The following is a 23,461-nucleotide window of genomic DNA, read 5'->3' on the forward strand; positions in this document are numbered from 1 at the left end:
TTCGTTCGGGCCGTAGGGTCAACGTGATTAAACAAGATATCGGTTAAGGAGGGAATCGAAGTGCCAGTTAAGAAGTATAAACCGACATCTCCAGCGCGTCGTGGTATGTCCGTCTCGACTTTTGAAGAGATCACGACAAGCACACCGGAGAAATCACTTCTTGCGCCGCTTTTCAAAAAAGCAGGTCGTAACAACCAAGGTAAAATTACGGTTCGTCATCACGGTGGCGGCCATAAACGTAAATACCGTATCATCGACTTCAAACGTAACAAGGACGGTATCGTAGGTAACGTCGCGACGATCGAATACGATCCGAACCGTACGTCCAACATCGCACTTATCCACTATGTGGATGGCGAGAAAGCCTACATCATCGCACCAAAAGGTTTGAAAGTTGGGGATAAAATCGTATCTGGCGTGGGTGCAGACATCAAGATCGGCAACGCATTGCCACTTGAAAACATCCCAGTAGGTACAGTTATCCACAACATCGAATTGAAACCTGGTAAAGGCGGACAATTGGTTCGTGCTGCCGGTACTGATGCTCAACTTCTTGGTAAAGAAGAGCATTACGTTACAATTCGCTTGACGTCTGGTGAAGTACGTCGTATTCTGAAGAAATGCCGTGCAACAATCGGTTCTGTTGGTAACGAAGATCACGAACTCGTGAAAATCGGTAAAGCCGGCCGTTCCCGTTGGATGGGCAAACGTCCTGAAGTTCGTGGTGTTGTAATGAACCCTAACGATCACCCACACGGTGGTGGTGAAGGCCGTGCACCAATCGGACGTAAATCGCCTATGTCGCCATGGGGTAAACCAACTCTCGGCGCCAAAACGCGTAAGAAGAAGAAAGCATCGAGCCAATACATTATTCGTCGTCGTACGAAGTAATAGGCGCCTCGGCGTCATCTGCTTAACGCACGGCGCCCACGTAACAATAGCGTGAAGGGAGGATCATCCATGGGTCGCAGTTTGAAGAAAGGTCCGTTTATCGACGGCTACCTGCTTAAGAAAGTTGAAGTTCTGAACGAAACGGAAAAGAAGACTGTTGTCAAAACTTGGTCGCGTCGTTCTACAATTTTCCCGCAATTCATCGGACACACGTTCGCTGTTTATGACGGTAAAAAACACGTACCGGTATATGTGACAGAAGATATGGTTGGCCACAAACTCGGTGAGTTCGCGCCAACGCGTTCGTATAAAGGTCACGGTAACGACGACAAGAAGACAGGCCGTCGTTAATCGGTTAAATAGTTAAGGTCATAAAGTTTGAGAGGAGGTTCATCCATGCAACAAGCTAAAGCGTTCGCTAATCACGTCCGCATTGCACCTCGTAAAGCTCAATTGGTTGTTGATTTGATTCGTGGTAAGCAAGTTGGCGAAGCAATCGCTATCCTGCGTCACACGCCAAGATCAGCATCTCCAATCGTTGAGAAGTTGCTGAATTCCGCTATCGCAAACGCGGAGCACAACTACCAATTGGACGTGAATAAATTGGTCATTTCACAAGTATTTGTGAACCAAGGACCAACAATGAAACGTTTCCGCCCGCGCGCAATGGGCCGTGCTAGCCGAATTAATAAGAGAACCAGCCACATTACTTTGGTGGTATCCGAAAAATAAGGAGGGAAAACGTGTGGGACAAAAAGTAAATCCGGTCGGACTTCGTATTGGTATTATCCGTGATTGGGAGTCCAAATGGTACGCTGGTAAAGACTTCGGCGACTTGCTTATGGAAGACGTAAAAATCCGTGAGCACCTGAAGAACAAACTTAAAGATGCGGCAGTTTCCAAGTTCGAAATCGAACGTGCAGCTAACCGCGTTAACGTTACAATTCATACAGCTAAGCCTGGTATGGTAATTGGTAAAGGCGGTTCCGAAGTTGAAACACTTCGTTCCGAGCTTTCGAAAATTGCTAAAGGCAAAAAAGTGCACATCAACATCTCCGAGATTAAACATCCTGAGCTGGATGCGGTTCTCGTAGCTGAAAGCATTGCACAACAACTTGAACGCCGGATTTCCTTCCGTCGTGCAATGAAACAATCGATCCAACGTACGCTCCGTTCTGGCGCGAAAGGTATCAAAACTGCCGTTAGCGGCCGTCTTGGTGGCGCTGAGATCGCTCGTTCGGAAAGCTATAGCGAAGGTACAGTTCCTCTTCATACGCTGCGTGCGGATATTGACTATGGAACAGCGGAAGCACATACAACTTACGGCCGTATCGGCGTTAAAGTATGGATCTACCGCGGTGAAATCCTTCCAACTAAGAAGAAAGCTCCACAGGAAGGAGGCAACTAATCATGTTGGTACCTAAACGTGTCAAACATCGTAAACAACAACGCGGTCACATGAAAGGTCGTGCAAAAGGCGGCGCTGAAGTAGTATTCGGCGAATTCGGTCTGCAAGCACTTGAGCCTTCATGGATCACTAACCGTCAAATCGAAGCAGCGCGTATCGCGATGACTCGTTACATCAAACGTGGCGGTAAAGTATGGATTAAGATTTTCCCAGATAAACCGATTACTCAGAAGCCTCTTGAAGTTCGGATGGGTAGCGGTAAAGGTAACGTAGAAAAATGGGTTGCTGTCGTAAAACCGGGCAAAATAATGTTCGAGCTTGCTGGCGTATCTGAAGAGATCGCACGTGAAGCTATGCGTCTTGCAGCACATAAACTACCAGTAAAAACGAAGTTCGTGAAACGCGAAGAAGTGGGTGGTGAAGCAAATGAAAGCTAACGATTTCCGCAACCTTACCTCTGTTGAACTCGAACAGAAAGTCGCTGGATTCAAAGAAGAGCTATTCAACCTTCGTTTTCAATTGGCTACCGGCCAACTGGAAAACCCAACTCGCATCCGCGATGTTCGTAAGGACATAGCTCGTGCCAAAACCGTTCTTCGTGAAAGAGAACTCGGAATTAGCAGCTAATCTGCTTTTACCCGTGAACCGATAACGAATGTATGGAAGGAGGATGAACATGAGCGAACGTAATGCGCGCAAAGTTCTAATCGGTAAAGTCGTGTCTGACAAAATGGACAAAACAGTCGTAGTTGCGATTGAAACGTACAAGAAACATGACCTGTACCACAAACGTATTAAATATACGAAAAAACTCAAAGCACATGACGAGAACAACCAGGCTAAAATTGGCGATGTCGTCAAAGTCATGGAAACTCGCCCGCTTTCGAAAGATAAACGGTTCCGTTTAGTCGAAATCGTTGAAGCTGCTGTTATTTTCTAAGAATGCTTTAAGAAGCATTTTCTCGAAAGGAGGACGTTGAAATGATTCAACCATTTACGCGTTTGGCCGTCGCTGACAACTCCGGCGCGAAAGAACTGATGTGCATTCGTGTACTAGGTGGTACTGGACGTCGTGTAGGCCACATCGGCGATCTGATCGTCTGCTCCGTCAAACAAGCAACACCCGGTGGCGTTGTCAAAAAGGGTGACGTAGTAAAAGCGGTAATCGTTCGTACTAAACGCGCGGTTCGCCGTAAAGACGGATCGTACATCGCATTTGATGAGAATGCAGCTGTAATCGTAAAAGAAGACAAGAGCCCGCGCGGCACACGTATTTTCGGACCAGTAGCTCGCGAACTTCGCGACCGCGACTTCATGAAAATCGTTTCGCTTGCTCCGGAAGTTATCTAATTAGTATCTTGCGCTGAAGGCGCAGGGCACGCAGGAGGTGTAACTCATGCCACGGTTGAAAAAAGTGTTGGAATCTCACAACAATAAATTGCACGTTAAAAAAGACGACACGGTTATGGTCATTACGGGTAAAGACAAAGGCAAAAAAGGCCGCGTTATTGCTGCGTATCCGCGTCAAAACCGCGTTCTCGTCGAAGGCGTCAATATGGTGAAAAAACATACTCGTCCATCGCAAGCTAATCCGCAAGGCGGTATTATCGAGCAAGAAGCGGCGATTCATGTATCCAACGTTATGCACATCGATCCTAAGAGCGGTAAAGTAACTCGGATCGGTTACAAAGTGCTTGATAACGGTAAAAAAGTCCGGATCGCTAAGAAATCCGGCGAGGTTATTGATTAATTAACCGATACGGAAAGGAGGTTCACGTTACATGGCAGTAAGAATGAAAGATCGTTTTCTTAACGAAATCACTCCTGCTCTAATGCAGAAGTTCAATTATTCAACAGTTATGCAAGTACCTAAGATCGAGAAAGTGGTTATCAACATGGGTGTTGGTGAAGCTGTTTCGAACTCCAAAGTACTTGACGCTGCTGTTGAAGATATGCGCTTGATCGCTGGTCAAAAACCTGTCGTAACTCGTTCGAAAAAGTCGATCGCAGGTTTCAAACTTCGCGAAAACATGCCAATCGGGGTTAAAGTAACACTACGCGGTGAGCGTATGTACTACTTCCTTGATAAACTGTTCAACGTTACTCTTCCACGCGTACGTGACTTCCGCGGTGTTTCGAACAAAGCGTTCGACGGCCGTGGTAACTACACACTAGGCTTGAAAGAGCAGTTGATCTTCCCGGAGATCGAGTATGATAAAGTTGATAAAGTTCGTGGTATGGACGTCGTCATCGTCACGACGGCAAAAACGGACGAAGAAGCTCGTGAACTGCTGACCCAAATGGGCATGCCGTTTACGAAGTAATCCACAGGAGGTGTAATACCAAGTGGCAAAAACTTCGATGAAGGTTAAGCAGCAACGTGCACCTAAATTCAAAGTGCAGGCTTACACACGCTGCGAACGTTGCGGCCGACCGCATTCCGTTTTGCAAAAGTTTAAAATTTGCCGGATTTGTTTCCGTGAATTAGCATACAAAGGCCAGATACCTGGCGTTAAAAAAGCAAGCTGGTAATCAGCCTAGTTCGGGAAGGAGGTTTACACAATGGTTATGTCTGATCCGATCGCAGATATGCTTACACGCATTCGCAACGCAAACGTTGTGCGTCATGAGACGGTAGAAATGCCTGCTTCTAAAGTTAAGAAGCAAATCGCAGAAATTTTGAAACGCGAGGGCTTTATCCGCGATGCTGAGTTTATCGAAGATAGCAAACAAGGGATTATCCGTATTTTCTTGAAATATGGCCCGAACCAAGAGCGTGTAATTACGGGGCTGAAACGCATCAGCAAACCGGGTCTACGCGTTTACACGAAGAGCACTGAAGTGCCTCGCGTACTGGGTGGCTTGGGAATGGCGATCATTTCCACATCCAAAGGAATTATGACTGACAAAGAAGCTCGCCAAGTTAAGTCCGGCGGCGAAGTTGTCTGCTACGTTTGGTAATTAACTGTCACAACGATTGGAGGTGTAACAATGTCTCGTATTGGCCGTAAACCAATTCAAGTTCCAGGTGGTGTAAACATCGACCTGGACAACAGCGTAATCACTGTTAAAGGACCTAAAGGTACACTGAGCCGCGAACTTCACAAAGATATGAAAGTGGTAGTTGCGGACAGCGTCATTACTGTTGAGCGTCCTTCTGACAATAAATTGCATCGTTCCCTGCACGGTACAACTCGCAGCGTCATCGCTAACATGGTTAGTGGTGTAACTGAAGGCTTCGTTAAGAACCTTGAGCTAGTAGGCGTAGGTTACCGTGCAAGCAAAACTGGCGAGAAAATCGTACTTAACGTTGGTTACTCGCACCCAGTGGAAATCACGCCTGAGGGCGGCATCGAGTTCGAAGTTCCTGTGAACACGAAGATCATCGTAAAAGGTATCGACAAAGAACTCGTTGGTGCAACTGCTGCGAAGATCCGCTCCGTACGTGAGCCTGAGCCGTATAAAGGTAAAGGTATCAAGTATGAAGGCGAGCGTATCCTTCGTAAAGAAGGTAAAGCTGGTAAGAAGAAATAAGCAGCTGCTTAACCGCGCTGCTTGATCGGATAGCTTCATAAGGACTGAGAAAGGAGTGTACAACGAATGATTACAAAAGGCGATAAGAACAAAGCACGTCTTAAACGTCACCTGCGTGTGCGTAAGAAAATCAGCGGAACTACGCAGCGTCCACGTCTCTCTGTATTCCGTTCCTCCAAGCACATCTATGCACAACTGATTGATGATGTACAAGGCGTAACGGTCGCATCTGCGTCTACGCTCGATAAAGAAATTGCAGAACAATTCAGCAACGGTGGTAACATTGATGCTGCTCGTAAAATCGGTGAAGTGATCGCTTCTCGCGCTAAAGCGAAAGGCGTTGACAAAATCGTATTTGACCGCGGCGGATACCTGTACCACGGAAGAATTCAAGCACTGGCTGATGCAGCTCGTGAAGCAGGTCTTGAATTCTAAAAGATAATACTTATGAAGGAGGTAACTCGACTTGCGTATAGATCCCAATGCATTGGAACTTACTGAAAAAGTAGTTCAAATCAACCGTGTAGCGAAAGTAGTAAAAGGCGGACGCCGTTTCAGCTTTAGCGCTCTAGTAGTTGTAGGCGACGGTAAAGGATATGTTGGCGCAGGAATCGGTAAAGCGGGCGAAGTACCTGATGCAATTCGCAAAGGTATCGAAGACGCTAAGAAAAACCTGATTCATGTTCCACTCGTGAAAACAACAATTCCACACCAAGTACTTGGACACTTCGGCGCTGGCCGCGTATTGCTGAAACCAGCATCTGAAGGTACTGGAGTAATCGCAGGCGGACCGGTTCGTGCCGTTCTTGAGCTTGCTGGTGTTGGTGACATTCTGACCAAATCGCTTGGTTCTTCAAACTCCATGAATATGGTTAACGCGACACTGGAAGGACTTTCCCGTCTGAAACGTGCCGAGGACGTTGCTAAACTTCGTGGTAAAACCGTGAAAGAGCTTTTGGGCTAAGGAGGAGAATACGATGGCAAAATTGCAAATCACCCTCGTTCGCAGCCTGATCGGTCGTAACGAGAAGCAGCGTGCGACAGTTGCTACGCTTGGTCTTCGCAAAATTCGTCAATCGGTTGTCCACAGTGACAGCCCGGCTATCCGTGGCATGATTACTCATGTCAGCCACTTAATTAAAGTGGAAGAAGTACAAGCTTAATCGCCATACAGGGCGCAGCAATATTGTAGTAACAAGTGATGTCGCAAGACAGCGCAAAACATTAAGGAGGTGCAACGCACGATGAAACTGCATGATCTCAAACCAGCTGAGGGCTCTCGTAAAGAGGGTTTCCGCAAAGGCCGTGGTATCGGTAGCGGTAACGGTAAAACTGCGGGTCGCGGTCACAAAGGTCAAAATGCTCGTTCCGGCGGCGGTGTTCGCCCAGGATTCGAGGGCGGTCAAAATCCATTGTACCGTCGTTTGCCTAAACGCGGCTTTAACAACCCGTTCCGTAAAGAGTATGCGATTGTGAACATCGATGAGTTGAATAGCTTTGCAGCTGGCACAGAGGTAACTCCTGAGCTACTGCTTGAGCAAGGTATCGTTAAAAACCCACAGAGCGGAATCAAGATCTTGGGTAATGGCGAAATCACTGTTCAGCTTACGGTAAAAGCAAGCAAGTTCTCTCAATCTGCGGTAGAGAAAATCCAGGCTGCCGGCGGTAAAACCGAGGTGATCTAATTGTTCAAGACCGTGTCCAACATTTGGAAAGTGGAAGACCTTCGCAGACGGATCCTGTTCACGTTGTTCATCTTGTTGGTCTACCGGATCGGTTCATTCATCCCGGTTCCTGGTGTTAACAAAGATGTATTTACGCAAACTGATCAGGCCGGTTCTGAGTTGTTTGGTTTGCTCAATACGTTTTCCGGTGGGGCACTGTTCCAGTTCTCGATTTTCGCGATCGGGATCATGCCTTACATCACTTCGTCGATCATCGTACAATTGTTGTCGATGGACGTAATCCCTAAATTCGCTGAATGGGCGAAGGAAGGCGAGAACGGAAAACGTAAGCTTGCTCAAATCACTCGGTACGGTACCGTTATTCTTGGTTTGGTCCAAGGTTTCGGAACAGCGATTGGTTTTAATCGGCTATATTCGCTCGATATGATCCCGAATGCAACTTCTACGGATTATATTATGATTGCGATAATCCTTACGGCAGGAACTGCCTTCCTCATGTGGCTCGGAGAGCAAATCACAGAGAAAGGCATCGGTAACGGGATCTCGGTCCTGATCTTTGCCGGGATCGTAGCTAGAATCCCTTCACATGCGCGTTCGATTTATCAACAAGAGTTCGTGGATGTGCAAGGTTCGATTTTCCTCAGCATCATAAAGGTAGTTGCGATTATCGTTGCAATCATTGCAATCGTAGTCGGAGTTATCTTCGTTCAACAAGGGATTCGTAAAATTCCGGTTCAATACGCTAAACGCGTTGTTGGTCGGAAAATGTACGGTGGTCAATCGACTCACATTCCGCTCAAAGTAAATGGTGCAGGTGTTATTCCTGTAATCTTTGCAGTATCGCTTCTGATGTTCCCGATCACAATCGCGAACTTCTGGTCGACTCATGACTGGGCTAAATGGGTTCAAGAACACATGCCGTATGACAAACCACTTGGTATGGTGTTGTACGTAATCCTGATTATCGCTTTCACGTTCTTCTACACGTTCGTGCAAATCAATCCGGTGCAGATGGCTGATCAAATGAAGAAGAATGGCGGATATATCCCAGGCATTCGTCCTGGCAAACCGACTTCTTCCTACATTACACGCGTTATGTCGCGAATCACGCTCAGCGGTGCGATTTTCTTATCGCTTATCTCGATCTTGCCGGTTCTGTTCGGTACGCTCGCAGATCTGCCTCGTGACGTGAAGCTAGGCGGCACCTCGCTGCTAATCGTAATCGGTGTTGCACTGGATACGATGAAGCAGATCGAGACGCAATTGATCAAGCGCCACTACAAAGGGTTTATCAATAAATAACTGTAGGTTCGCTAGCGGGCTTCCGCGCATGTAGCATGTGGCGGGACCCGGCCGAGCCTATTATGTTTAAAGCGAGGAACACGCTAATGAACATCTTATTCATGGGTCCTCCAGGCGCAGGTAAAGGCACACAGGCGGAACGTATTGTGGATACTTTCAAAGTACCCCATATCTCCACTGGCGATGCTTTCCGTTTAGCAATGAAGCAAGGCACTCCACTTGGTGTAAAGGCAAAGGAATTCGTGGATCAAGGTCTACTTGTTCCCGATGAAATTACGAACGGCATCGTTCGTGATCGTCTTGCGCAAGAGGATTGCAACGAAGGCTTCCTGCTTGACGGTTTCCCACGCACGCTTCAGCAAGCTGAGGCACTGGACGGGATGTTGGCTGAAATGGGACGCAGTATCGATCACGTCGTTAACCTCAAAGTTGACCGCGGTCTACTGCTTGCGCGTCTGACCGGTCGTCGCATTTGTAAATCATGCGGCTCCACCTACCATGTTATGTTCAACCCGCCGAAGCAAGAAGGCGTTTGTGATAAATGCGGCGGTGAGCTGTATCAGCGGTCAGACGATACGGAAGCAAAAGTAGGCACGCGTCTTGACGAATACATCTCCAAAACTGCCCCACTACTTGAGTACTACTCGAGTAAAGGCGTTTTGTGTGAAGTAGACGGCGAGAAGGAAATCGACGAAGTTACGACTGATATCGTAAGCTGCCTACGGGGAACAGCGGAATGATCATATGCAAATCCGAGTCGGAGTTGCAATATATGAGAAGAGCTGGTCAAATTGTTGCGGAAACGCATCAATTGCTTAAACAAGCGATTCGTCCTGGTGTAACAACCAAGGAATTGGACGACATTGCTGAATCGTACATTCGCAGTCAGGACGCCACACCTTCTTTCAAAGGGTACAATCAATTTCCTGCCAGCATCTGCGCTTCTGTAAACAATGAGCTGGTACACGGCATTCCTGGACCACGCAAGCTGAATGATGGTGACATCATCAGCATTGATATCGGCGCACAGTATAAAGGGTTTCATGGCGATTCGGCTTGGACCTATGGTGTGGGCGAGATAAGTGAAGAGTCGCAGAGGCTGCTCGACATTACAGAGCAATCACTCTATGCAGGGCTCGCACTCGTGAAGCCGGATGTTCGTTTGTTTACCATCTCGCATGCGATTCAACAAGTGATCGAAGCTGCTGGTTTCTCTGTCGTTCGTGAGTTTGTGGGGCATGGCATTGGTGCAGAATTGCACGAAGAACCGCAAATTCCGAACTATGGATTACCCGATCGCGGACCGCGTCTTAAACCAGGAATGGTTCTGGCGATTGAGCCGATGGCCAACATCGGTGAGCGATATGTGCGTACACTGGTGGATAATTGGACAGTCGTTACTGAGGATGGTTCATGGTGTGCTCACTTCGAGCATACGGTGGCTGTCACTGCAGATGGCTGCGAGATATTAACCCTATCCAGGGAGCAGGCAGGTTGAGCGCATTGGAATATATGCCGGAGATCGGCCGACTTGTGAAGGTGCTTCGGGGTAAAGACGCAGGCACATATGCCGTTATCATTCAGATTGTGGATGAACGTTTTGTTCTTGTAGCAGATGGTGACAAGCGGCGCTTCGATCAATCGAAGAAGAAGAACGTACTGCATCTTCTGATGCAACCGGTCGTCAGCTCAGAAGTGGCTGACAGCATGCGGGAAACCGGCCGTGTAACAAACGCAAAATTGCGTTATGCTATTCAGAAGGCTTTGCAAGGGAAAGGAGACTGACTTTGGCTAAAGAAGACGTCATTGAAGTCGAAGGTACGGTTATTGAACCACTACCAAACGCTATGTTCAAGGTGGAACTGGAGAACGGACATCAGATTCTCGCTCATGTATCGGGCAAGCTCAGAATGCATTTCATCCGTATTCTGACTGGAGATAAAGTAGTCATTCAGTTGTCGCCTTATGATTTGTCTAGAGGACGCATTACCTATCGGAAGTAGGCTGCTAAGCGGTCTACCCACGAAAGATATCGGGAGGTAATCACAATGAAGGTAAGACCTTCGGTCAAGCCGATTTGCGAGAAATGTAAAGTCATTCGCCGCAAAGGCAATGTTATGGTTATTTGTGAAAATCCGAAACACAAACAAAAACAAGGATAAAGGAGGGATAACGATACATGGCACGTATTTCTGGTGTAGACTTACCGCGTGATAAGCGCGTTGTCATCGCTCTGACATACATCTTCGGTATTGGTAGAACAACTGCTAATAAGATCTTGGAAGCGACTGGTATTAGTGAAAATACTCGTGTACGCGATCTGACTGAAGATGAAGTTAGCCAACTTCGCGAAACAATCGACAAGACTGTTAAAGTAGAAGGCGACCTTCGTCGTGAGATCTCGCTTAACATTAAGCGTCTGATCGAGATCGGTTGCTACCGTGGTGTTCGTCACCGTCGTGGTCTTCCGGTTCGTGGTCAACGGACTAAAACAAATGCTCGTACACGTAAAGGTCCTCGTCGGACTGTAGCGAACAAGAAGAAATAAGAAGGAGGGATAACCGATAATGGCAAAACCAAAAAAAGTGGTGCGTACGAAACGTCGTGACCGTAAAAATATTGATACTGGCGTAGCGCATATCCGCTCGACGTTCAATAATACGATCGTAACGATTACAGATCCGCACGGAAACGCGATTTCTTGGGCAAGCTCGGGTAACCTCGGCTTTAAAGGTTCCCGTAAGAGCACGCCTTACGCAGCTCAAATGGCTGCAGAATCCGCAGCTAAAGCGGCAATGGAACACGGAATGAAAACTGTCGAAGTAATGGTTAAAGGCCCAGGCGCAGGTCGTGAAGCAGCAATTCGTTCACTTCAAGCAACTGGTCTAGAAGTTAACCTTATTAAAGACGTAACTCCGGTTCCACACAACGGATGCCGCCCGCCAAAACGTCGTCGCGTATAGTCAATATTTGTGGTATCAAATTAATCCAACTTGTGAATAATGGTTGTGAAGGTTTGCCATACTACATGATTTGACTGCAACCGCGATAATGGTAACGGAGCGACGTTTTGAGGGAGGGTTCTATTAGTGATTGAGATCGAAAAGCCGAAAATCGAAACCGTAGAACTGAATGAGGATGGCACGTACGGAAGGTTCGTCGTTGAACCGCTTGAACGCGGATACGGAGCAACGCTAGGGAATTCCCTGCGTAGAATTCTGTTGTCGTCGCTGCCTGGTGCAGCGGTAACCTCTGTTCAAATCGACGGTGTACTTCATGAGTTCTCTACGGTTCCAGGTGTGATGGAAGACGTTACTGAAATCATCCTGAATCTCAAAGGCCTCTCGCTAAAAATCCATTCCGACGAAGAGAAGGTATTGGAAATTGATGCGGAAGGCGAAGGCAACGTTACGGCTGGCGATATTCGCGCAGACAGCGATGTCGAGATTTTAAGCCCTGATCTTCATATCGCGACGCTGGCCTCCGGTGCACGTCTCCACATGCGAGTATTCGCTAATCGCGGACGCGGTTATGTGCAAGCAGATCGTAACAAACGGGAAGATCAGCCAATTGGCGTCATCCCTGTTGATTCGATCTACACGCCGATTACTCGTGTGAACTACTCAGTTGAGAACACTCGTGTTGGTCAAGTGACTAACTACGACAAGCTCACACTTGAAGTTTGGACCGACGGAAGCATTCGTCCGGAAGAGGCTGTAAGCCTCGGCGCCAAAATTTTGACTGAGCATCTGGATCTGTTCGTTGGTTTGACTGACGAAGCGAAAGATGCTGAGATCATGGTTGAAAAAGAAGAAGACAAGAAAGAGAAAGTGCTCGAGATGACGATCGAAGAACTCGATCTGTCCGTGCGTTCTTATAATTGTCTCAAACGTGCAGGTATCAATACCGTTCAAGAGCTGATCACGAAGACGGAAGAAGACATGATGAAAGTCCGTAACCTCGGACGCAAGTCTTTGGAAGAAGTTCAAGAGAAGCTTGAAGAACTCGGTCTTGGCCTCCGCATGGAAGAATAAAAAGCAGCGCAGACTAGATGTCTATAGACTGTTTTAAGGAGGGGAAATTCGAATGGCATATTCAAAATTGAGCCGTGACGCTAGCTCCCGGAAAGCATTGTTCCGCGACCTCGTTACTGACTTGTTCTTGTATGAGCGTATTCAAACGACTGAGGCGAAAGCGAAAGAACTTCGTCCAATCGCTGAGAAGCTGATCACGCTTGCTAAGCGTGGTGATCTTCATGCGCGTCGTCAAGTAGCAGCTTTCGTTCGCCGTGAGTCTCTTGTTGCAGGTGAGCAAGATGCAATCCAAAAATTGTTCTCCGAACTGGCTACTCGTTACTCGGAGCGTCCAGGCGGTTATACGCGTATCTTGAAACTAGGACCTCGTCGCGGTGACGCGGCACCTATGGTTTACTTGGAACTGGTAGACCGCGCGTAGCAAACGAAGGGTGGACCTTGCGGCCACCTTTTTTTGTTGCCCATGGGTTCAATGTCTAGGGGAGAGAGGAGATTTGGGATGAGGAACATTCGGATGGTCATCAGCTATGTAGGTACTTCCTACCATGGCTTTCAGACACAGCCGATCGGTAATACGGTTCAAGATATTCTGGAGCAGGCGATTGTCGTGTTAACAGGGGAAAACGTAAATATTACAGCGTCGGGAAGAACAGATGCCGGTGTTCACGCTCGAGGACAAGTCATTAACTTCCTGACATCTTCACCAATTCCGGTGCATAGGTGGGCGTTGGCGATCAATTCCAGATTGCCGGATGATATCTCTGTTCTGAGAGCGGATGAAGTTCCCCTTGATTTTCACGCCAGTTATAGCGCCAAACGGAAGACGTATCGATATTCCATTGATACGAACAAGTTTGCAGATGTGTTTGAACGGCATTATCGGTTTCATTATCCCATGCCTCTTCACCTGTCAGAGATGAGAGCTGCGCTTGCGAAGCTGGTGGGCCAGCATGACTTTACGTCATTCGCATCGCAACGATCAACAAAACGCACCCATGTGAGAACGGTAATCAAAGCTCGGTTGGACGAGAGCGAGGGGAAGCTGGATCTCTTTATTACGGGGAATGGCTTCCTGTACAACATGGTTAGAATCATTGTAGGGACCCTTCTGCGGGTTGGTGTAGGCAAACTTACTGTGGATGATGTCGTCCGCATTCTGGCTGCGCAGGACCGCACCAAGGCTGGGCCTACGGCTATGGCTCACGGCCTTACCTTGTGGGAAGTGGAATACGACAATTGACGAGCATTACCAGCTCTTCACATGTATCGTGTCCAAAGAAATGACTTGCACTTACCTATTCGTTATAGTAGAATATAACTTGTGCTTTCTTAGTGGCTCTCCCACAGCCCCGACTGAGATTGCCGTTTAAACAGTAGCAATTAAAAGAGTAATCGAGCCGTTTACAGATGATTGGCTCGAGGAGACCGATGGTCGATTCAGCATCATCTTTAAAGGTCACGTAACATCATACATGAACCGATTGTTTGAATGAAGAAGGAGGAAACATCCATGCGCATTACCTATATGGCTAAGCCAAATGAAGTTGAACGCAAATGGTACGTCATTGACGCAGAAGGCAAAACGCTTGGTCGCCTAGCGAGCGAAGCTGCAGCCCTGATCCGCGGCAAGCACAAACCGCAATTTACACCTCACGTTGACACTGGTGACTTCGTTGTTGTCATCAACGCTGAGAAGATCCACCTGACAGGTAAGAAGCTGCAAAACAAAATGTACTACCGTCACTCCATGTACCAAGGCGGATTGAAAGTTACTCCAGCCCAAGACATGATCAAGAACAAACCAGAGCAAGTTCTGGAGCAAGCGATTTACGGTATGCTTCCTAAAAATCGCCTTGGCGACAAAATGAAGATGAAGCTTAAAGTTTATGCAGGTTCGGAACATCCACATCAAGCACAAAATCCAGAAGTTTACGAACTTCGCGGTTAATTAGAGGGAGGACAGGTTCATGGCACAAGTTCAATACTATGGAACCGGTCGTCGTAAACACTCTGTAGCACGTGTACGTCTCGTGCCGGGTGAAGGACGAATCATTATTAACAAACGTGATCTGAGTGATTACTTCGGTTTGGAAACACTGAAGCTGATCGTGAAACAACCGCTTGCTCTTACTGAGACTGCAAGCAAATACGACATCTTGGTTATCGCACACGGTGGCGGTATCTCCGGACAAGCGGGCGCAATTCGCCACGGTATTTCCCGTGCATTGCTCAAAGCTGACCCAGAATTCCGTCCAGCTTTGAAACGTGCAGGCTTCTTGACTCGTGACCCACGTATGAAAGAGCGTAAGAAATACGGTCTTAAAGCAGCTCGTCGTGCTCCACAATTCTCGAAACGTTAATATTTTTCACACAATGCCTTCTCTGCTTATGCGGGGGAGGCATTTTTCATGTTTTTGCGTATTTATAATTATTGAACAATTTGATTAATGGACGTATAATTTAATGTAGATTAGTTTACTAGGAATTAAGAGATGGAGGAATTCACCATGAATCTTTTTGAAAAAGAAGCGCTCATTAAAGAGCAGGCTGAACTATTGGAAAATGCAACGCCTCAGGAGATCTTGAAGTTTGCAGTAGAAACATTCCCGAACATTACATTTGCATGCAGCTTTGGTGCTGAAGATGTAGTGCTGGTTGACATGCTGCAGAAGATCAGCCCGAAAACAGATATTTTCTATCTGGATACGGACTTTCACTTCAAAGAGACATACGAAACGCGTGATAAGATGGCGGAGATTTACAATATGAAGTTCGTTGAAGTGAAGCCGACACTTACACCTGAAGAGCAAGCTGCTCAATTCGGTGAAGAGCTGTGGAAGTCGAATGCAACTCAATGTTGCAACATTCGTAAAGTAGATCCGCTTACTCAGATCCTATCCAAATATGAAGCGTGGATTACTGGCATTCGTCGTGACCAAGCGCCGACTCGTGCGAACGCGAAGAAGATTGAATACGATACGAAGTTTGGTCTCGTGAAATTCAACCCAATCGCAAACTGGACATCGGAAGATGTTTGGGCGTATATCCGTGAGAACAATGTATACTACAATCCGCTTCACGATAATCACTATCCAAGCATCGGTTGCGAATACTGCACACGACAAGTAATGCCAGGCGAAGACCCACGTGCAGGACGTTGGTCGGGTCAAGAGAAAACAGAGTGCGGATTGCACAAATAAAAAAAGCAGAAATACAGGAGGCCATACATGACCAGCATTAAGCCGCATGGCGGCGTACTCGTCAACCGAATCGCAACTGGCGTCGAACGAGAAGAACTTTTATCAGAAGTAGCATCGTTACCAGCCATTATTGTGAACAATTGGGCAATTTCGGATTTAGATCTAATCGGCGTAGGTGCGTTCTCGCCACTTACAGGTTTCCTTAATGAAGCTGACTATCGTTCGGTTGTAGAGCGTATGCGGCTTGCAGACGGCACTGTATGGAGTATTCCAATTACACTTGCCGTTGAAGAAGCAAAGGTAGCTGAGTTGTCCATAGGTCAGCGTGCAGCTCTTATTGGCGAAGACAACACGGTGTATGGTGTAATCGATATTGAGAGCATCTACAGCGTTGATCAGAAGCATGAAGCAGTGAACGTGTTTAAGACTGATGATATCGAGCACCCAGGCGTAGCGAAGCTCCTTGAGCGTCCTTCTACCTATGTAGGTGGTCCGATTACAGTGTTGAACCGTCCAGTGCCGGAGAAGTTTAACGAGTTTTATTTTGATCCTTCTCAGACGAGACAGATCTTCGAAGAGAGGGGCTGGCGCACAGTCGTTGGCTTCCAGACTCGTAATCCGGTCCACCGTGCTCATGAATACATTCAGAAGTCTGCGATGGAGATCGTCGATGCGCTCTTCTTGAACCCGCTTGTTGGCGAAACGAAATCCGATGACGTACCAGCGAATGTACGTATGAAGAGCTACATCGCGCTGCTTGAGAACTACTACCCAGCAGATCGTACGTTCCTCGGTGTATTCCCGGCAGCAATGCGTTATGCAGGACCTCGTGAAGCGATTTTCCATGCGATGGTTCGCAAAAACTATGGCTGCACACACTTCATTGTCGGCCGTGATCACGCCGGTGTAGGCGACTACTACGGTACGTATGAAGCACAGGAGCTGCTCCGTTCGTTCTCAGCGGATGAACTAGGCATTATCCCGCTTTATTTTGAACACAGCTTCTTCTGCACGAAGTGCGGCAATATGGCATCGAGCAAGACGTGCCCACACGATAAAGCGGATCATCTGACGCTGTCTGGTACGAAAGTTCGCGCACTACTGCGTGATGGCGTATGCCCACCGCCGGAATTCTCCCGCCCGGAGGTTGCTAAGATTCTTATTGAAGGCATGGCGGAGCAACCTGTGAATTAACAGAGGTTACCGCACAAAACGCTTTTGTCCGTTTTAAGACGGGCAAGGGCGTTTTTGCTTAGTTGTTCGCATAACAGGTCACCTCGTCCCATAGGATGATATAGAGCACAGGACAATCTGTGCATGATCATCGGATGGAGATTGGGGTGGCTTTTTGTATGACCAGAGTTCGGAAACGATTCGTCGTCTGGATCACGTATCGGGGCGCGGTGAGAATTACGCTAGGTGTCGTAGCTGTCATGCTGACTGTAATTCTGCTTACGCAGGAAGTGCCGGCTACGCGCACCTGGACGTATTGGACCTTACCGTTATCCGGCAAAGTGATCGCCATTGATGCAGGTCATGGTGGGGTAGATGGAGGGGCTGTCAGCAAGCAGGGACTCGTTGAGAAAGACCTGAATCTTGCGATTGCTCTACAGCTTAGGGATTATCTGCAGCAAGCCGGCGCCATCGTTGTCATGACCAGAGAAGGCGATTATGATCTTGCGAATGAAGGAACCTCTAAGATAAGCCGGCGTAAGACGGAGGACTTGGTGAAACGAGCACAGTTTGTGAAGGACAAGAACGCAAGCTTGCTGCTTAGCATCCACATGAATAGCATCCCATCACCAAGGTGGTCTGGGGCGCAGACGTTCTTTTATCCAAGTTTGCCAGAGAATGCGGTTCTAGCTTCGCTTATTCAGGATGAGATCCGGCGCAATCTCGCAAACACGGACCGATTACCTGCAACGGTGAATACGATCTATCTGCTTAAGGCAATGAAGGATGTACCTAGTGCGCTTGTCGAGGTCGGCTTCTTATCGAACCCAGGGGAGGCTTCGAGGCTTGCGGATGCTGAGTATCAGAAAAAGGTGGCTGCGTCGATCTATCAGGGCGTCCTGCGTTTCACAGCGGGCGAGAAATGGGGAGCTTCACTTAAGGGTAGAGCTAACTAGTTCAACTAACGCGCTTATGGAGGTTGGATGGTAGGCATTGTCTTGTTATAATAGAACCAGTACATGTCCTTTAGCTGGAACAGGAACATATTCAAGGACAAGAGGAGACGAGAATACATGCTGACCCGTGAGAACGTAATTGAAGCCGCCGAGATTGTGGCGGCTCCTTATAAAGGGGAAGGCGCTAGCTTAGCCTTCCGCGATGTTGTAGTGAAGGACCGTCATGTCTCGATGACGGTCATCGGTGCAGCCGCGAGCGCGGAGCGCGCGCTTGAGGCGAGCTTGCGCGAAGCGCTCGCCGCAGCTGGCGCCGAAACCGTGCATTGCCGGTTTCGGACCAGCGAGGCTGCGCCGCAGGCGGCGAGCAGCGCTAGCGCTGGCGCAGCAAGCACGACCGGCGCTTCCGCCGCCGCAGGCGCGGGCGCAGGCCCCGTACGCGGTCACGGGGCCGGGCTTGAGGCGAACCCGCTGCTAAGCGAGAGCAGCGGAACGCACTTCATCGCCGTCGCCAGCGGCAAGGGCGGCGTCGGCAAGTCCACGGTGACCGTCAATCTTGCGGTCGCCTTAGCCCGCAGGGGCAAGCGTGTCGGCATTATCGACGCCGACATCTATGGCTTCAGTGTGCCCGATATGATGGGCATTGAAGAGCGCCCTGAAGTCGTGAACGAGCGAGTAATCCCGATCGAGAAATTCGGAGTTAAAGTGATGTCGATGGGCTTCTTCGTAGAAGATAACGCCCCAATCGTATGGCGTGGACCCATGCTCGGTAAGATGCTCCGCAATTTCTTTGCAGAGATTGCTTGGGGCGAGCTGGACTATCTGCTGCTGGATCTGCCTCCGGGCACAGGCGACGTAGCGCTTGATGTCCACCAGATGATCCCGCAGAGCAAAGAGATCATCGTAACAACGCCGCATGCGACAGCAGCCTTCGTTGCTGCTCGGGCTGGTGCAATGGCAATAAAAACCGAACACGAGATTATTGGTATCGTAGAGAATATGTCCTACTACATCAGCAAGAGCGGCGAGCACGAATACGTGTTTGGCCGTGGAGGCGGTGGTAGACTGGCTGAGTCGCTGAATGCCGATCTGCTTGCGCAAATCCCGCTCGGTGCGCCGGATAACTTGGCGACAGAACCGGATTTTGCACCATCCGTCTATAAAGCCGATACAGATACAGGCCGCATTTACTTGGATGTGGCAGACGCAGTTATCGCGAAATGCGAAGCATAAACGAACGACCCTAGTGCCACATAACACAAAAGAAGCCAACATTCTGCACAACTGTGCATAAGATGTTGGCTTCTTATTTTCATTCACTCACTTATCCACTTTATTAGTATGCATCACTGAACCATTGTACTTATCCACTTGTTAATCTGCATCAATTTGATCACTATACTTATCCACTACATTTGTCCCCATCACTTGTTCACGGTACTTATAGACATCACTTATCCACTGTACTTATCCACTTATCCTACTAAGCGATCCAACTTTATTAACCGCCGCCACCACCGGAGTCACCCATGCCGTCGCCGCTATCGCCTCCGCCACCTTGATCACCGCCACTGTCGCCACCGCCGCTATCATCCTTCTGCTTGGTCACTTTCTCATCAGGCTTCGGCTTCAGCTCTTCCTGAACCGCCTTTTTGAGCAGATCGAGAATTTCCAACCGATAGAGCGGGCTTTGCATGGATTCCGTCATAATCGACATAACTTGCTTGCGATATTGCGTGCTTTGCAGTACTTCCAGAATCATTTTATCCATCTCAGGGCTCTTCATCACTTGGATAAGATCCTTCTGATAAGTCGGGTCCTTAAGTAAATCCTTGTGGATCTGCTTATTCTGCTTATTAACCGCCTTTGCAAAATCGCCGGCGAAGCGGGGATCGGTCATCAGCTTCTCGATGGTTTTGCTGTATTCCGGTGCGACAAGTGTTTCTTTTACAGCCATCCGCATTTGCTCTTGGTCTTGTACGGACAGAATTCGCGCACTGCTACCGTTATTCCCAGTAGTCGCTGAAGCTGATTCTTGAAGCGCCTTTTGGGCATCCTCTGTTTTAAGTATGTCGATAACCATCGTTTTCATGTCTTTATAACTTATTGGCTCGCTTGATGAGCTTGATGGCTGGGATCCGCAGCCGGATAGCAACGATGCTATGATGGCGATGGTACCAACCCATGACAAACGTTTGAGCATAATGGCACTGTCTCCCTTCTGGAAATGCGGCATTCTTCTAGCTGTAGTATGCGACAATGTTCATCGTATTATCATGGACGGCACGTAGCTTTTTGAAAGTGGCATGGTACAATGAAGGATGATTAAACTTGCGTGAAAATAGAGCCGTATGAACGGTTCGAGATGCGTTTCGCACAAATTGTTTAGGAGCTGAATTAACGTGAATTTACGAAAATGGTTTTTCTTGTTCTGGAGCACAATGGCAGTCGGTGCCGTCGTGACAACCGTTGTCGGCAGCTTGATGCAGTGGACTGACCGCTCATTCGGATTTATCGGCGTGGAAGCAGTGGGCTTTAATGCTGGTATGATGGCACTAGTGGGCTTACTGTTCGGCGCCTTCAGTCAGATGGGCTTCTTCTCGTACCTGACGCTGAATTACATTGCGCTGAGTGTCCTGCGCAAGGGCTATCTTTGGAATGCGCTGCAAGCATATACCGCACTGTTCGCCCTCGGAGGCATCGGTTATTTGCTTTACCAAGATCGGACAAGCTTAAACAATGACTTGATTTTCTGGATGTTGCCACTAGGCCTGGCGATTGGTGCTTATGGTGTTGCGTATTACAAGTCCAAGTTGACGAACAATAACGCTTTTATTCCAACGTTGTTCCTACAAATTGTAGTTACTTTAATTGAATCCTGGAAAGCGCTCCAAGGCGAGGGAGCCAACGTGAATGCAATGATCTTCATGGTCGTGCCGATGTTTGCCTGCAATGCTTATCAAGTGCTGCTTCTGCACCGCCTCGTCCGCAAAGAGCAAACAGCTGATTCCGCATCGAGTGCGAAACCAGCCGTTTAACAATCCGTATTAATTTTCTGCTGAAGCGTCGAGCTGCTGATGGAACATCGTTGCTTTATCCTGCACCGTTTTGCCTTGCAGCTCCGTTTGAGCAATAAGCTCAGATACGGTCACGAATTCATAACCCTTGCTGCGCAGCTGGTCGATGATGGCCGGAAGCGCTTCATGCGTTTGTTTTACCGAATCGCTGGCATGCATCAGAATAATATCGCCAGGATGAGCTTTGCTCACGACGCGGTTAATGATTTTTTCCGTACCGATGTTCATCCAATCAAGCGAATCCGTGTCCCATTGAATCACTTTATAATTCATTTGTTCTGCGATACGAAGCACCCGTTTGTCAAAATCACCGTTCGGCATACGAATGAGGCTTGGTGTTTTGCCGGTTACCTGTGTGAGGATATTCTGAGCCGTCTCGATCTGCGTGCGAATTTCCTCATCGCTGAACGTACTGTAATTGCCATGCTTATGGCCGTGGCTGCCGATTTCATACCCTGCATCGACGATCTTCTTCACAATGTCCGGATGTGTCTGGCTCCAAGGGGAGGAGAGGAAGAAAGTCACGTTCTTGACCCCTTTTTGCTTCAGCACCTCAAGGATCGGCTCTGTCCGTTTTTCACCCCAGCTAATATCGAATGTAAGCGCAACAACCTTCTTATCCGTCGGGACACTATAGATGGCTGCAGGCTGATCAGGGGCAAACACCGTAATATTGTCCTTCTCAGCGTAAATAACGCCGGCAGCAAAGATAATTCCGACAGTCAACAGAAAATAACGTTTAAGCTTTCGTCCGTTCATCACATAAAACATATTCATTATTTTCGTACACTCCTCTCTAATTAGGCTTGTTCTAGTACAAGATATGCTCGTACCATCAACTTATTACAGCTCGGCCCAAAATCTGCTCAAAGAGGTGACGTTAGCGTCATGTTTACCCCTAAAGAGATATTCCGCCATTTAAAGACGATGCGTCATTATATTGCATTCAGTACGATCTTTCTGCTCGCCGGCATGGTTGTAGGAGCTACGAATCCGGATCTTGATGCTTTTATCCAGGGACAACTGAACGGGTTAAAGAATGTTGCGCAAAATATCGACTCCAGCAACCATCCGACACTATTCTTAATGGTGTTTATTTTCTTCAATAACGTCATTAAAGCGATACTGGTTATGTACATAGGCGCTATCTTCGGCATCGTGCCCATCATATTCCTAGCGATTAATGGGATGATTCTCGGCTACTTGGTTCATAAGACTGCGGAGCAGGGCGGGGATGCGGTATTTACGATCATCTTCAAGGGGCTACTACCGCACGGCATTATTGAGCTCTCCGCGATTGTCATTGCATGTGCATACGGAATGCGTTTTGGAAAAATAATGCTTCAAGGCGTTGGTTCGCTCTTAACCAGACGGCCTGGTTGGTCGCAACAGCTCGAGGGGTTCGTGATGCGCACACTGCCGATCATGGTTTTACTCACCGTTATGCTTGCTCTTGCAGCGGTGATCGAGAGCACCGTAACGGTCTGGTTATTGGGTAAGTAATAAAATTACCAATTTTTGAGCATAACAATAAGGCGGCGGTTATCGCGACATGCGATAGCCGCCGTTTTGCATCGGCTAGTTAATGAAGGAGGCCGCAACAGGTTATGCTCGGAATATTGTTCAACGATAAAGAATGTAAAGAACTAGACTATGTACTCCGCAAAGAACTCGACGAAATGCTGCTCGATTTGAACGATTCCCGGCTAGACGGTGACATCAAGACTGCAATAGCTAAACGTTATAAAGTGATTTTTAGGATGTATGCCCGCATGGCCTCCCCGAAAGAGCTGTCCCGTTACGCGCTCAATATGCGTACATACCGCTAATTTATAGTGATATTCACATGTGAGTAAAAAAAACGAAAATAAGTGTTGCATTGTTTGTGGGCGGTGTGATATATTAATCAAGTCGCCGCTGAGACATACGGCAGACAAGAGAAAAACGAAGTAATTTGTTCCTTGAAAACTGAACAATGAGCGACCTGTCAAAAGGTCATAAAATACGTCAAAACGACGATCGCCATTTGGCGAAAGCGTTTCTGACTAGCTAGTTTTTTGAATGAGCTAACAAGCAAATTCATTTGGTGCAAATGGCTTCGCCATTTCACCTATTATGGAGAGTTTGATCCTGGCTCAGGACGAACGCTGGCGGCGTGCCTAATACATGCAAGTCGAGCGGATCTTGTCCTTCGGGACAAGGTT

General features: G+C 47.9%; 39 protein-coding genes and 1 rRNA gene. 38 read left to right on the forward strand and 2 right to left on the reverse strand.

Translation table 11 applies throughout. The features are described 5' to 3' along the window. Positions 1–60 precede the first annotated feature (60 nt). The 34 genes from rplB (at position 61) to BMY11_RS26950 (ending at position 19,413) form a co-directional block, all read left to right on the forward strand. Positions 61–891: a 50S ribosomal protein L2 gene (gene rplB / locus BMY11_RS26785; RefSeq protein ID WP_090583229.1), complete on the forward strand. Its 831-nt coding sequence runs from the start codon at positions 61–63 to the stop codon at positions 889–891. Between the two features lie 69 nt (positions 892–960). Next, positions 961–1,242, forward strand: coding sequence for a 30S ribosomal protein S19 (gene rpsS / locus BMY11_RS26790; RefSeq protein ID WP_090583231.1), 282 nt, complete (start codon positions 961–963; stop codon positions 1,240–1,242). Between the two features lie 45 nt (positions 1,243–1,287). After that, a complete protein-coding gene (rplV, locus tag BMY11_RS26795) occupies positions 1,288–1,623 on the forward strand; it encodes a 50S ribosomal protein L22 (RefSeq protein WP_090583233.1) in 336 nt (111 codons plus the stop codon). 13 nt (positions 1,624–1,636) lie between these two features. Further along, entirely contained in the window at positions 1,637–2,299 is a 663-nt protein-coding gene (rpsC, locus tag BMY11_RS26800) for a 30S ribosomal protein S3 (protein WP_090583235.1), read from the forward strand. A gap of 2 nt (positions 2,300–2,301) precedes the next feature. Beyond that, positions 2,302–2,736, forward strand: coding sequence for a 50S ribosomal protein L16 (gene rplP / locus BMY11_RS26805; RefSeq protein WP_090583237.1), 435 nt, complete (start codon positions 2,302–2,304; stop codon positions 2,734–2,736). Continuing rightward, complete coding sequence (gene rpmC / locus BMY11_RS26810; protein ID WP_090583239.1) at positions 2,726–2,926, forward strand: 50S ribosomal protein L29; 201 nt, start codon at positions 2,726–2,728, stop codon at positions 2,924–2,926. The genes rplP and rpmC overlap by 11 nt, the downstream gene beginning before the upstream one ends. A 49-nt stretch (positions 2,927–2,975) precedes the next feature. Next, positions 2,976–3,239 carry a 30S ribosomal protein S17 gene (rpsQ, locus tag BMY11_RS26815; protein WP_090583241.1) on the forward strand — a complete coding sequence of 88 codons (264 nt, stop codon included), beginning with the start codon at positions 2,976–2,978 and terminating at the stop codon, positions 3,237–3,239. 41 nt (positions 3,240–3,280) lie between these two features. Next, a complete protein-coding gene (gene rplN, locus BMY11_RS26820; protein WP_090583243.1) occupies positions 3,281–3,649 on the forward strand; it encodes a 50S ribosomal protein L14 in 369 nt (122 codons plus the stop codon). A gap of 46 nt (positions 3,650–3,695) precedes the next feature. Beyond that, positions 3,696–4,049, forward strand: a complete 354-nt coding sequence (gene rplX, locus BMY11_RS26825) for a 50S ribosomal protein L24 (RefSeq protein WP_090583246.1) — start codon at positions 3,696–3,698, stop codon at positions 4,047–4,049. Between the two features lie 31 nt (positions 4,050–4,080). After that, a complete protein-coding gene (gene rplE / locus BMY11_RS26830; protein ID WP_090583248.1) occupies positions 4,081–4,623 on the forward strand; it encodes a 50S ribosomal protein L5 in 543 nt (180 codons plus the stop codon). 22 nt (positions 4,624–4,645) lie between these two features. Further along, positions 4,646–4,831, forward strand: a complete 186-nt coding sequence (locus BMY11_RS26835; protein WP_090583249.1) for a type Z 30S ribosomal protein S14 — start codon at positions 4,646–4,648, stop codon at positions 4,829–4,831. Positions 4,832–4,861: 30 nt separating this feature from the next. After that, positions 4,862–5,260 (forward strand): 30S ribosomal protein S8, encoded by a 399-nt coding sequence (gene rpsH, locus BMY11_RS26840; RefSeq protein ID WP_090583251.1) that lies wholly within the window; start codon positions 4,862–4,864, stop codon positions 5,258–5,260. A gap of 30 nt (positions 5,261–5,290) precedes the next feature. Next, entirely contained in the window at positions 5,291–5,833 is a 543-nt protein-coding gene (gene rplF, locus BMY11_RS26845; RefSeq protein WP_090583253.1) for a 50S ribosomal protein L6, read from the forward strand. Positions 5,834–5,899: 66 nt separating this feature from the next. Continuing rightward, a complete protein-coding gene (gene rplR / locus BMY11_RS26850; RefSeq protein ID WP_090583255.1) occupies positions 5,900–6,268 on the forward strand; it encodes a 50S ribosomal protein L18 in 369 nt (122 codons plus the stop codon). 31 nt (positions 6,269–6,299) lie between these two features. Then, positions 6,300–6,797 (forward strand): 30S ribosomal protein S5, encoded by a 498-nt coding sequence (gene rpsE / locus BMY11_RS26855; RefSeq protein ID WP_090583257.1) that lies wholly within the window; start codon positions 6,300–6,302, stop codon positions 6,795–6,797. 13 nt (positions 6,798–6,810) lie between these two features. Then, positions 6,811–6,996 (forward strand): 50S ribosomal protein L30, encoded by a 186-nt coding sequence (rpmD, locus tag BMY11_RS26860; RefSeq protein WP_090583259.1) that lies wholly within the window; start codon positions 6,811–6,813, stop codon positions 6,994–6,996. Positions 6,997–7,077: 81 nt separating this feature from the next. After that, entirely contained in the window at positions 7,078–7,518 is a 441-nt protein-coding gene (gene rplO / locus BMY11_RS26865) for a 50S ribosomal protein L15 (RefSeq protein ID WP_090583260.1), read from the forward strand. Next, the gene (secY, locus tag BMY11_RS26870; RefSeq protein ID WP_090583262.1) at positions 7,519–8,820 is read left to right on the forward strand and encodes a preprotein translocase subunit SecY; all 1,302 of its coding nucleotides are present in this window, start codon (positions 7,519–7,521) and stop codon (positions 8,818–8,820) included. A gap of 86 nt (positions 8,821–8,906) precedes the next feature. Beyond that, positions 8,907–9,560, forward strand: a complete 654-nt coding sequence (locus tag BMY11_RS26875) for an adenylate kinase (protein ID WP_090583265.1) — start codon at positions 8,907–8,909, stop codon at positions 9,558–9,560. Continuing rightward, positions 9,557–10,318 carry a type I methionyl aminopeptidase gene (gene map / locus BMY11_RS26880; protein ID WP_090583267.1) on the forward strand — a complete coding sequence of 254 codons (762 nt, stop codon included), beginning with the start codon at positions 9,557–9,559 and terminating at the stop codon, positions 10,316–10,318. Before BMY11_RS26875 ends, map begins: the two co-directional genes overlap by 4 nt. Before the next feature lie 14 nt (positions 10,319–10,332). Next, the gene (locus tag BMY11_RS26885) at positions 10,333–10,605 is read left to right on the forward strand and encodes a KOW domain-containing RNA-binding protein (protein WP_090583303.1); all 273 of its coding nucleotides are present in this window, start codon (positions 10,333–10,335) and stop codon (positions 10,603–10,605) included. Positions 10,606–10,607: 2 nt separating this feature from the next. Further along, on the forward strand, positions 10,608–10,823 hold the full coding sequence (gene infA, locus BMY11_RS26890) for a translation initiation factor IF-1 (protein WP_015847200.1): 216 nt from the start codon (positions 10,608–10,610) through the stop codon (positions 10,821–10,823). A 45-nt stretch (positions 10,824–10,868) separates the two neighbouring features. Next, complete coding sequence (rpmJ, locus tag BMY11_RS26895) at positions 10,869–10,982, forward strand: 50S ribosomal protein L36 (RefSeq protein WP_003333770.1); 114 nt, start codon at positions 10,869–10,871, stop codon at positions 10,980–10,982. Positions 10,983–10,999: 17 nt separating this feature from the next. After that, a complete protein-coding gene (gene rpsM, locus BMY11_RS26900) occupies positions 11,000–11,368 on the forward strand; it encodes a 30S ribosomal protein S13 (protein WP_090583270.1) in 369 nt (122 codons plus the stop codon). A 19-nt stretch (positions 11,369–11,387) separates the two neighbouring features. Further along, entirely contained in the window at positions 11,388–11,783 is a 396-nt protein-coding gene (gene rpsK / locus BMY11_RS26905; RefSeq protein WP_090583272.1) for a 30S ribosomal protein S11, read from the forward strand. A 126-nt stretch (positions 11,784–11,909) separates the two neighbouring features. Next, positions 11,910–12,854, forward strand: coding sequence for a DNA-directed RNA polymerase subunit alpha (locus BMY11_RS26910; protein WP_090583274.1), 945 nt, complete (start codon positions 11,910–11,912; stop codon positions 12,852–12,854). A 52-nt stretch (positions 12,855–12,906) separates the two neighbouring features. Continuing rightward, a complete protein-coding gene (gene rplQ / locus BMY11_RS26915) occupies positions 12,907–13,275 on the forward strand; it encodes a 50S ribosomal protein L17 (RefSeq protein WP_090583277.1) in 369 nt (122 codons plus the stop codon). A gap of 78 nt (positions 13,276–13,353) precedes the next feature. Continuing rightward, complete coding sequence (truA, locus tag BMY11_RS26920; protein ID WP_090583279.1) at positions 13,354–14,094, forward strand: tRNA pseudouridine(38-40) synthase TruA; 741 nt, start codon at positions 13,354–13,356, stop codon at positions 14,092–14,094. 270 nt (positions 14,095–14,364) lie between these two features. Further along, positions 14,365–14,802, forward strand: coding sequence for a 50S ribosomal protein L13 (gene rplM, locus BMY11_RS26925; RefSeq protein WP_090583281.1), 438 nt, complete (start codon positions 14,365–14,367; stop codon positions 14,800–14,802). A 19-nt stretch (positions 14,803–14,821) separates the two neighbouring features. Next, positions 14,822–15,214, forward strand: a complete 393-nt coding sequence (gene rpsI, locus BMY11_RS26930; protein ID WP_090583283.1) for a 30S ribosomal protein S9 — start codon at positions 14,822–14,824, stop codon at positions 15,212–15,214. 147 nt (positions 15,215–15,361) lie between these two features. Next, positions 15,362–16,054 carry a phosphoadenylyl-sulfate reductase gene (locus BMY11_RS26935; RefSeq protein WP_090583285.1) on the forward strand — a complete coding sequence of 231 codons (693 nt, stop codon included), beginning with the start codon at positions 15,362–15,364 and terminating at the stop codon, positions 16,052–16,054. A gap of 27 nt (positions 16,055–16,081) precedes the next feature. Next, on the forward strand, positions 16,082–17,248 hold the full coding sequence (gene sat, locus BMY11_RS26940; protein WP_090583287.1) for a sulfate adenylyltransferase: 1,167 nt from the start codon (positions 16,082–16,084) through the stop codon (positions 17,246–17,248). A gap of 158 nt (positions 17,249–17,406) precedes the next feature. After that, the gene (gene cwlD, locus BMY11_RS26945) at positions 17,407–18,183 is read left to right on the forward strand and encodes an N-acetylmuramoyl-L-alanine amidase CwlD (RefSeq protein WP_090583289.1); all 777 of its coding nucleotides are present in this window, start codon (positions 17,407–17,409) and stop codon (positions 18,181–18,183) included. A 117-nt stretch (positions 18,184–18,300) separates the two neighbouring features. After that, positions 18,301–19,413, forward strand: coding sequence for an Mrp/NBP35 family ATP-binding protein (locus BMY11_RS26950; RefSeq protein ID WP_090583290.1), 1,113 nt, complete (start codon positions 18,301–18,303; stop codon positions 19,411–19,413). A gap of 268 nt (positions 19,414–19,681) precedes the next feature. On the opposite strand, the gene gerD is transcribed toward BMY11_RS26950, so the two are convergent. Next, positions 19,682–20,383, reverse strand: a complete 702-nt coding sequence (gerD, locus tag BMY11_RS26955; protein WP_177182845.1) for a spore germination lipoprotein GerD — start codon at positions 20,381–20,383, stop codon at positions 19,682–19,684. Positions 20,384–20,582: 199 nt separating this feature from the next. On the opposite strand from gerD, the gene BMY11_RS26960 reads away from it, so the two are divergent. Beyond that, positions 20,583–21,218, forward strand: coding sequence for a KinB-signaling pathway activation protein (locus BMY11_RS26960; RefSeq protein ID WP_090583292.1), 636 nt, complete (start codon positions 20,583–20,585; stop codon positions 21,216–21,218). Between the two features lie 9 nt (positions 21,219–21,227). Here BMY11_RS26960 and pdaB read toward each other — a convergent pair whose 3' ends face one another. Next, positions 21,228–22,034 carry a polysaccharide deacetylase family sporulation protein PdaB gene (gene pdaB / locus BMY11_RS26965; RefSeq protein WP_090583295.1) on the reverse strand — a complete coding sequence of 269 codons (807 nt, stop codon included), beginning with the start codon at positions 22,032–22,034 and terminating at the stop codon, positions 21,228–21,230. Positions 22,035–22,145: 111 nt separating this feature from the next. On the opposite strand from pdaB, the gene BMY11_RS26970 reads away from it, so the two are divergent. The 3 genes from BMY11_RS26970 to BMY11_RS26980 all read left to right on the forward strand — a co-directional run. Next, a complete protein-coding gene (locus BMY11_RS26970) occupies positions 22,146–22,760 on the forward strand; it encodes a stage II sporulation protein M (RefSeq protein WP_090583297.1) in 615 nt (204 codons plus the stop codon). 104 nt (positions 22,761–22,864) lie between these two features. Continuing rightward, complete coding sequence (locus BMY11_RS26975; RefSeq protein ID WP_090583299.1) at positions 22,865–23,086, forward strand: hypothetical protein; 222 nt, start codon at positions 22,865–22,867, stop codon at positions 23,084–23,086. Between the two features lie 283 nt (positions 23,087–23,369). Then, positions 23,370–23,461: ribosomal RNA gene (locus BMY11_RS26980) — 16S ribosomal RNA — on the forward strand; the annotation flags it as partial.

It is taken from the genome of Paenibacillus sp. OV219 (assembly GCF_900110075.1).
Classification (GTDB): domain Bacteria; phylum Bacillota; class Bacilli; order Paenibacillales; family Paenibacillaceae; genus Paenibacillus_Z.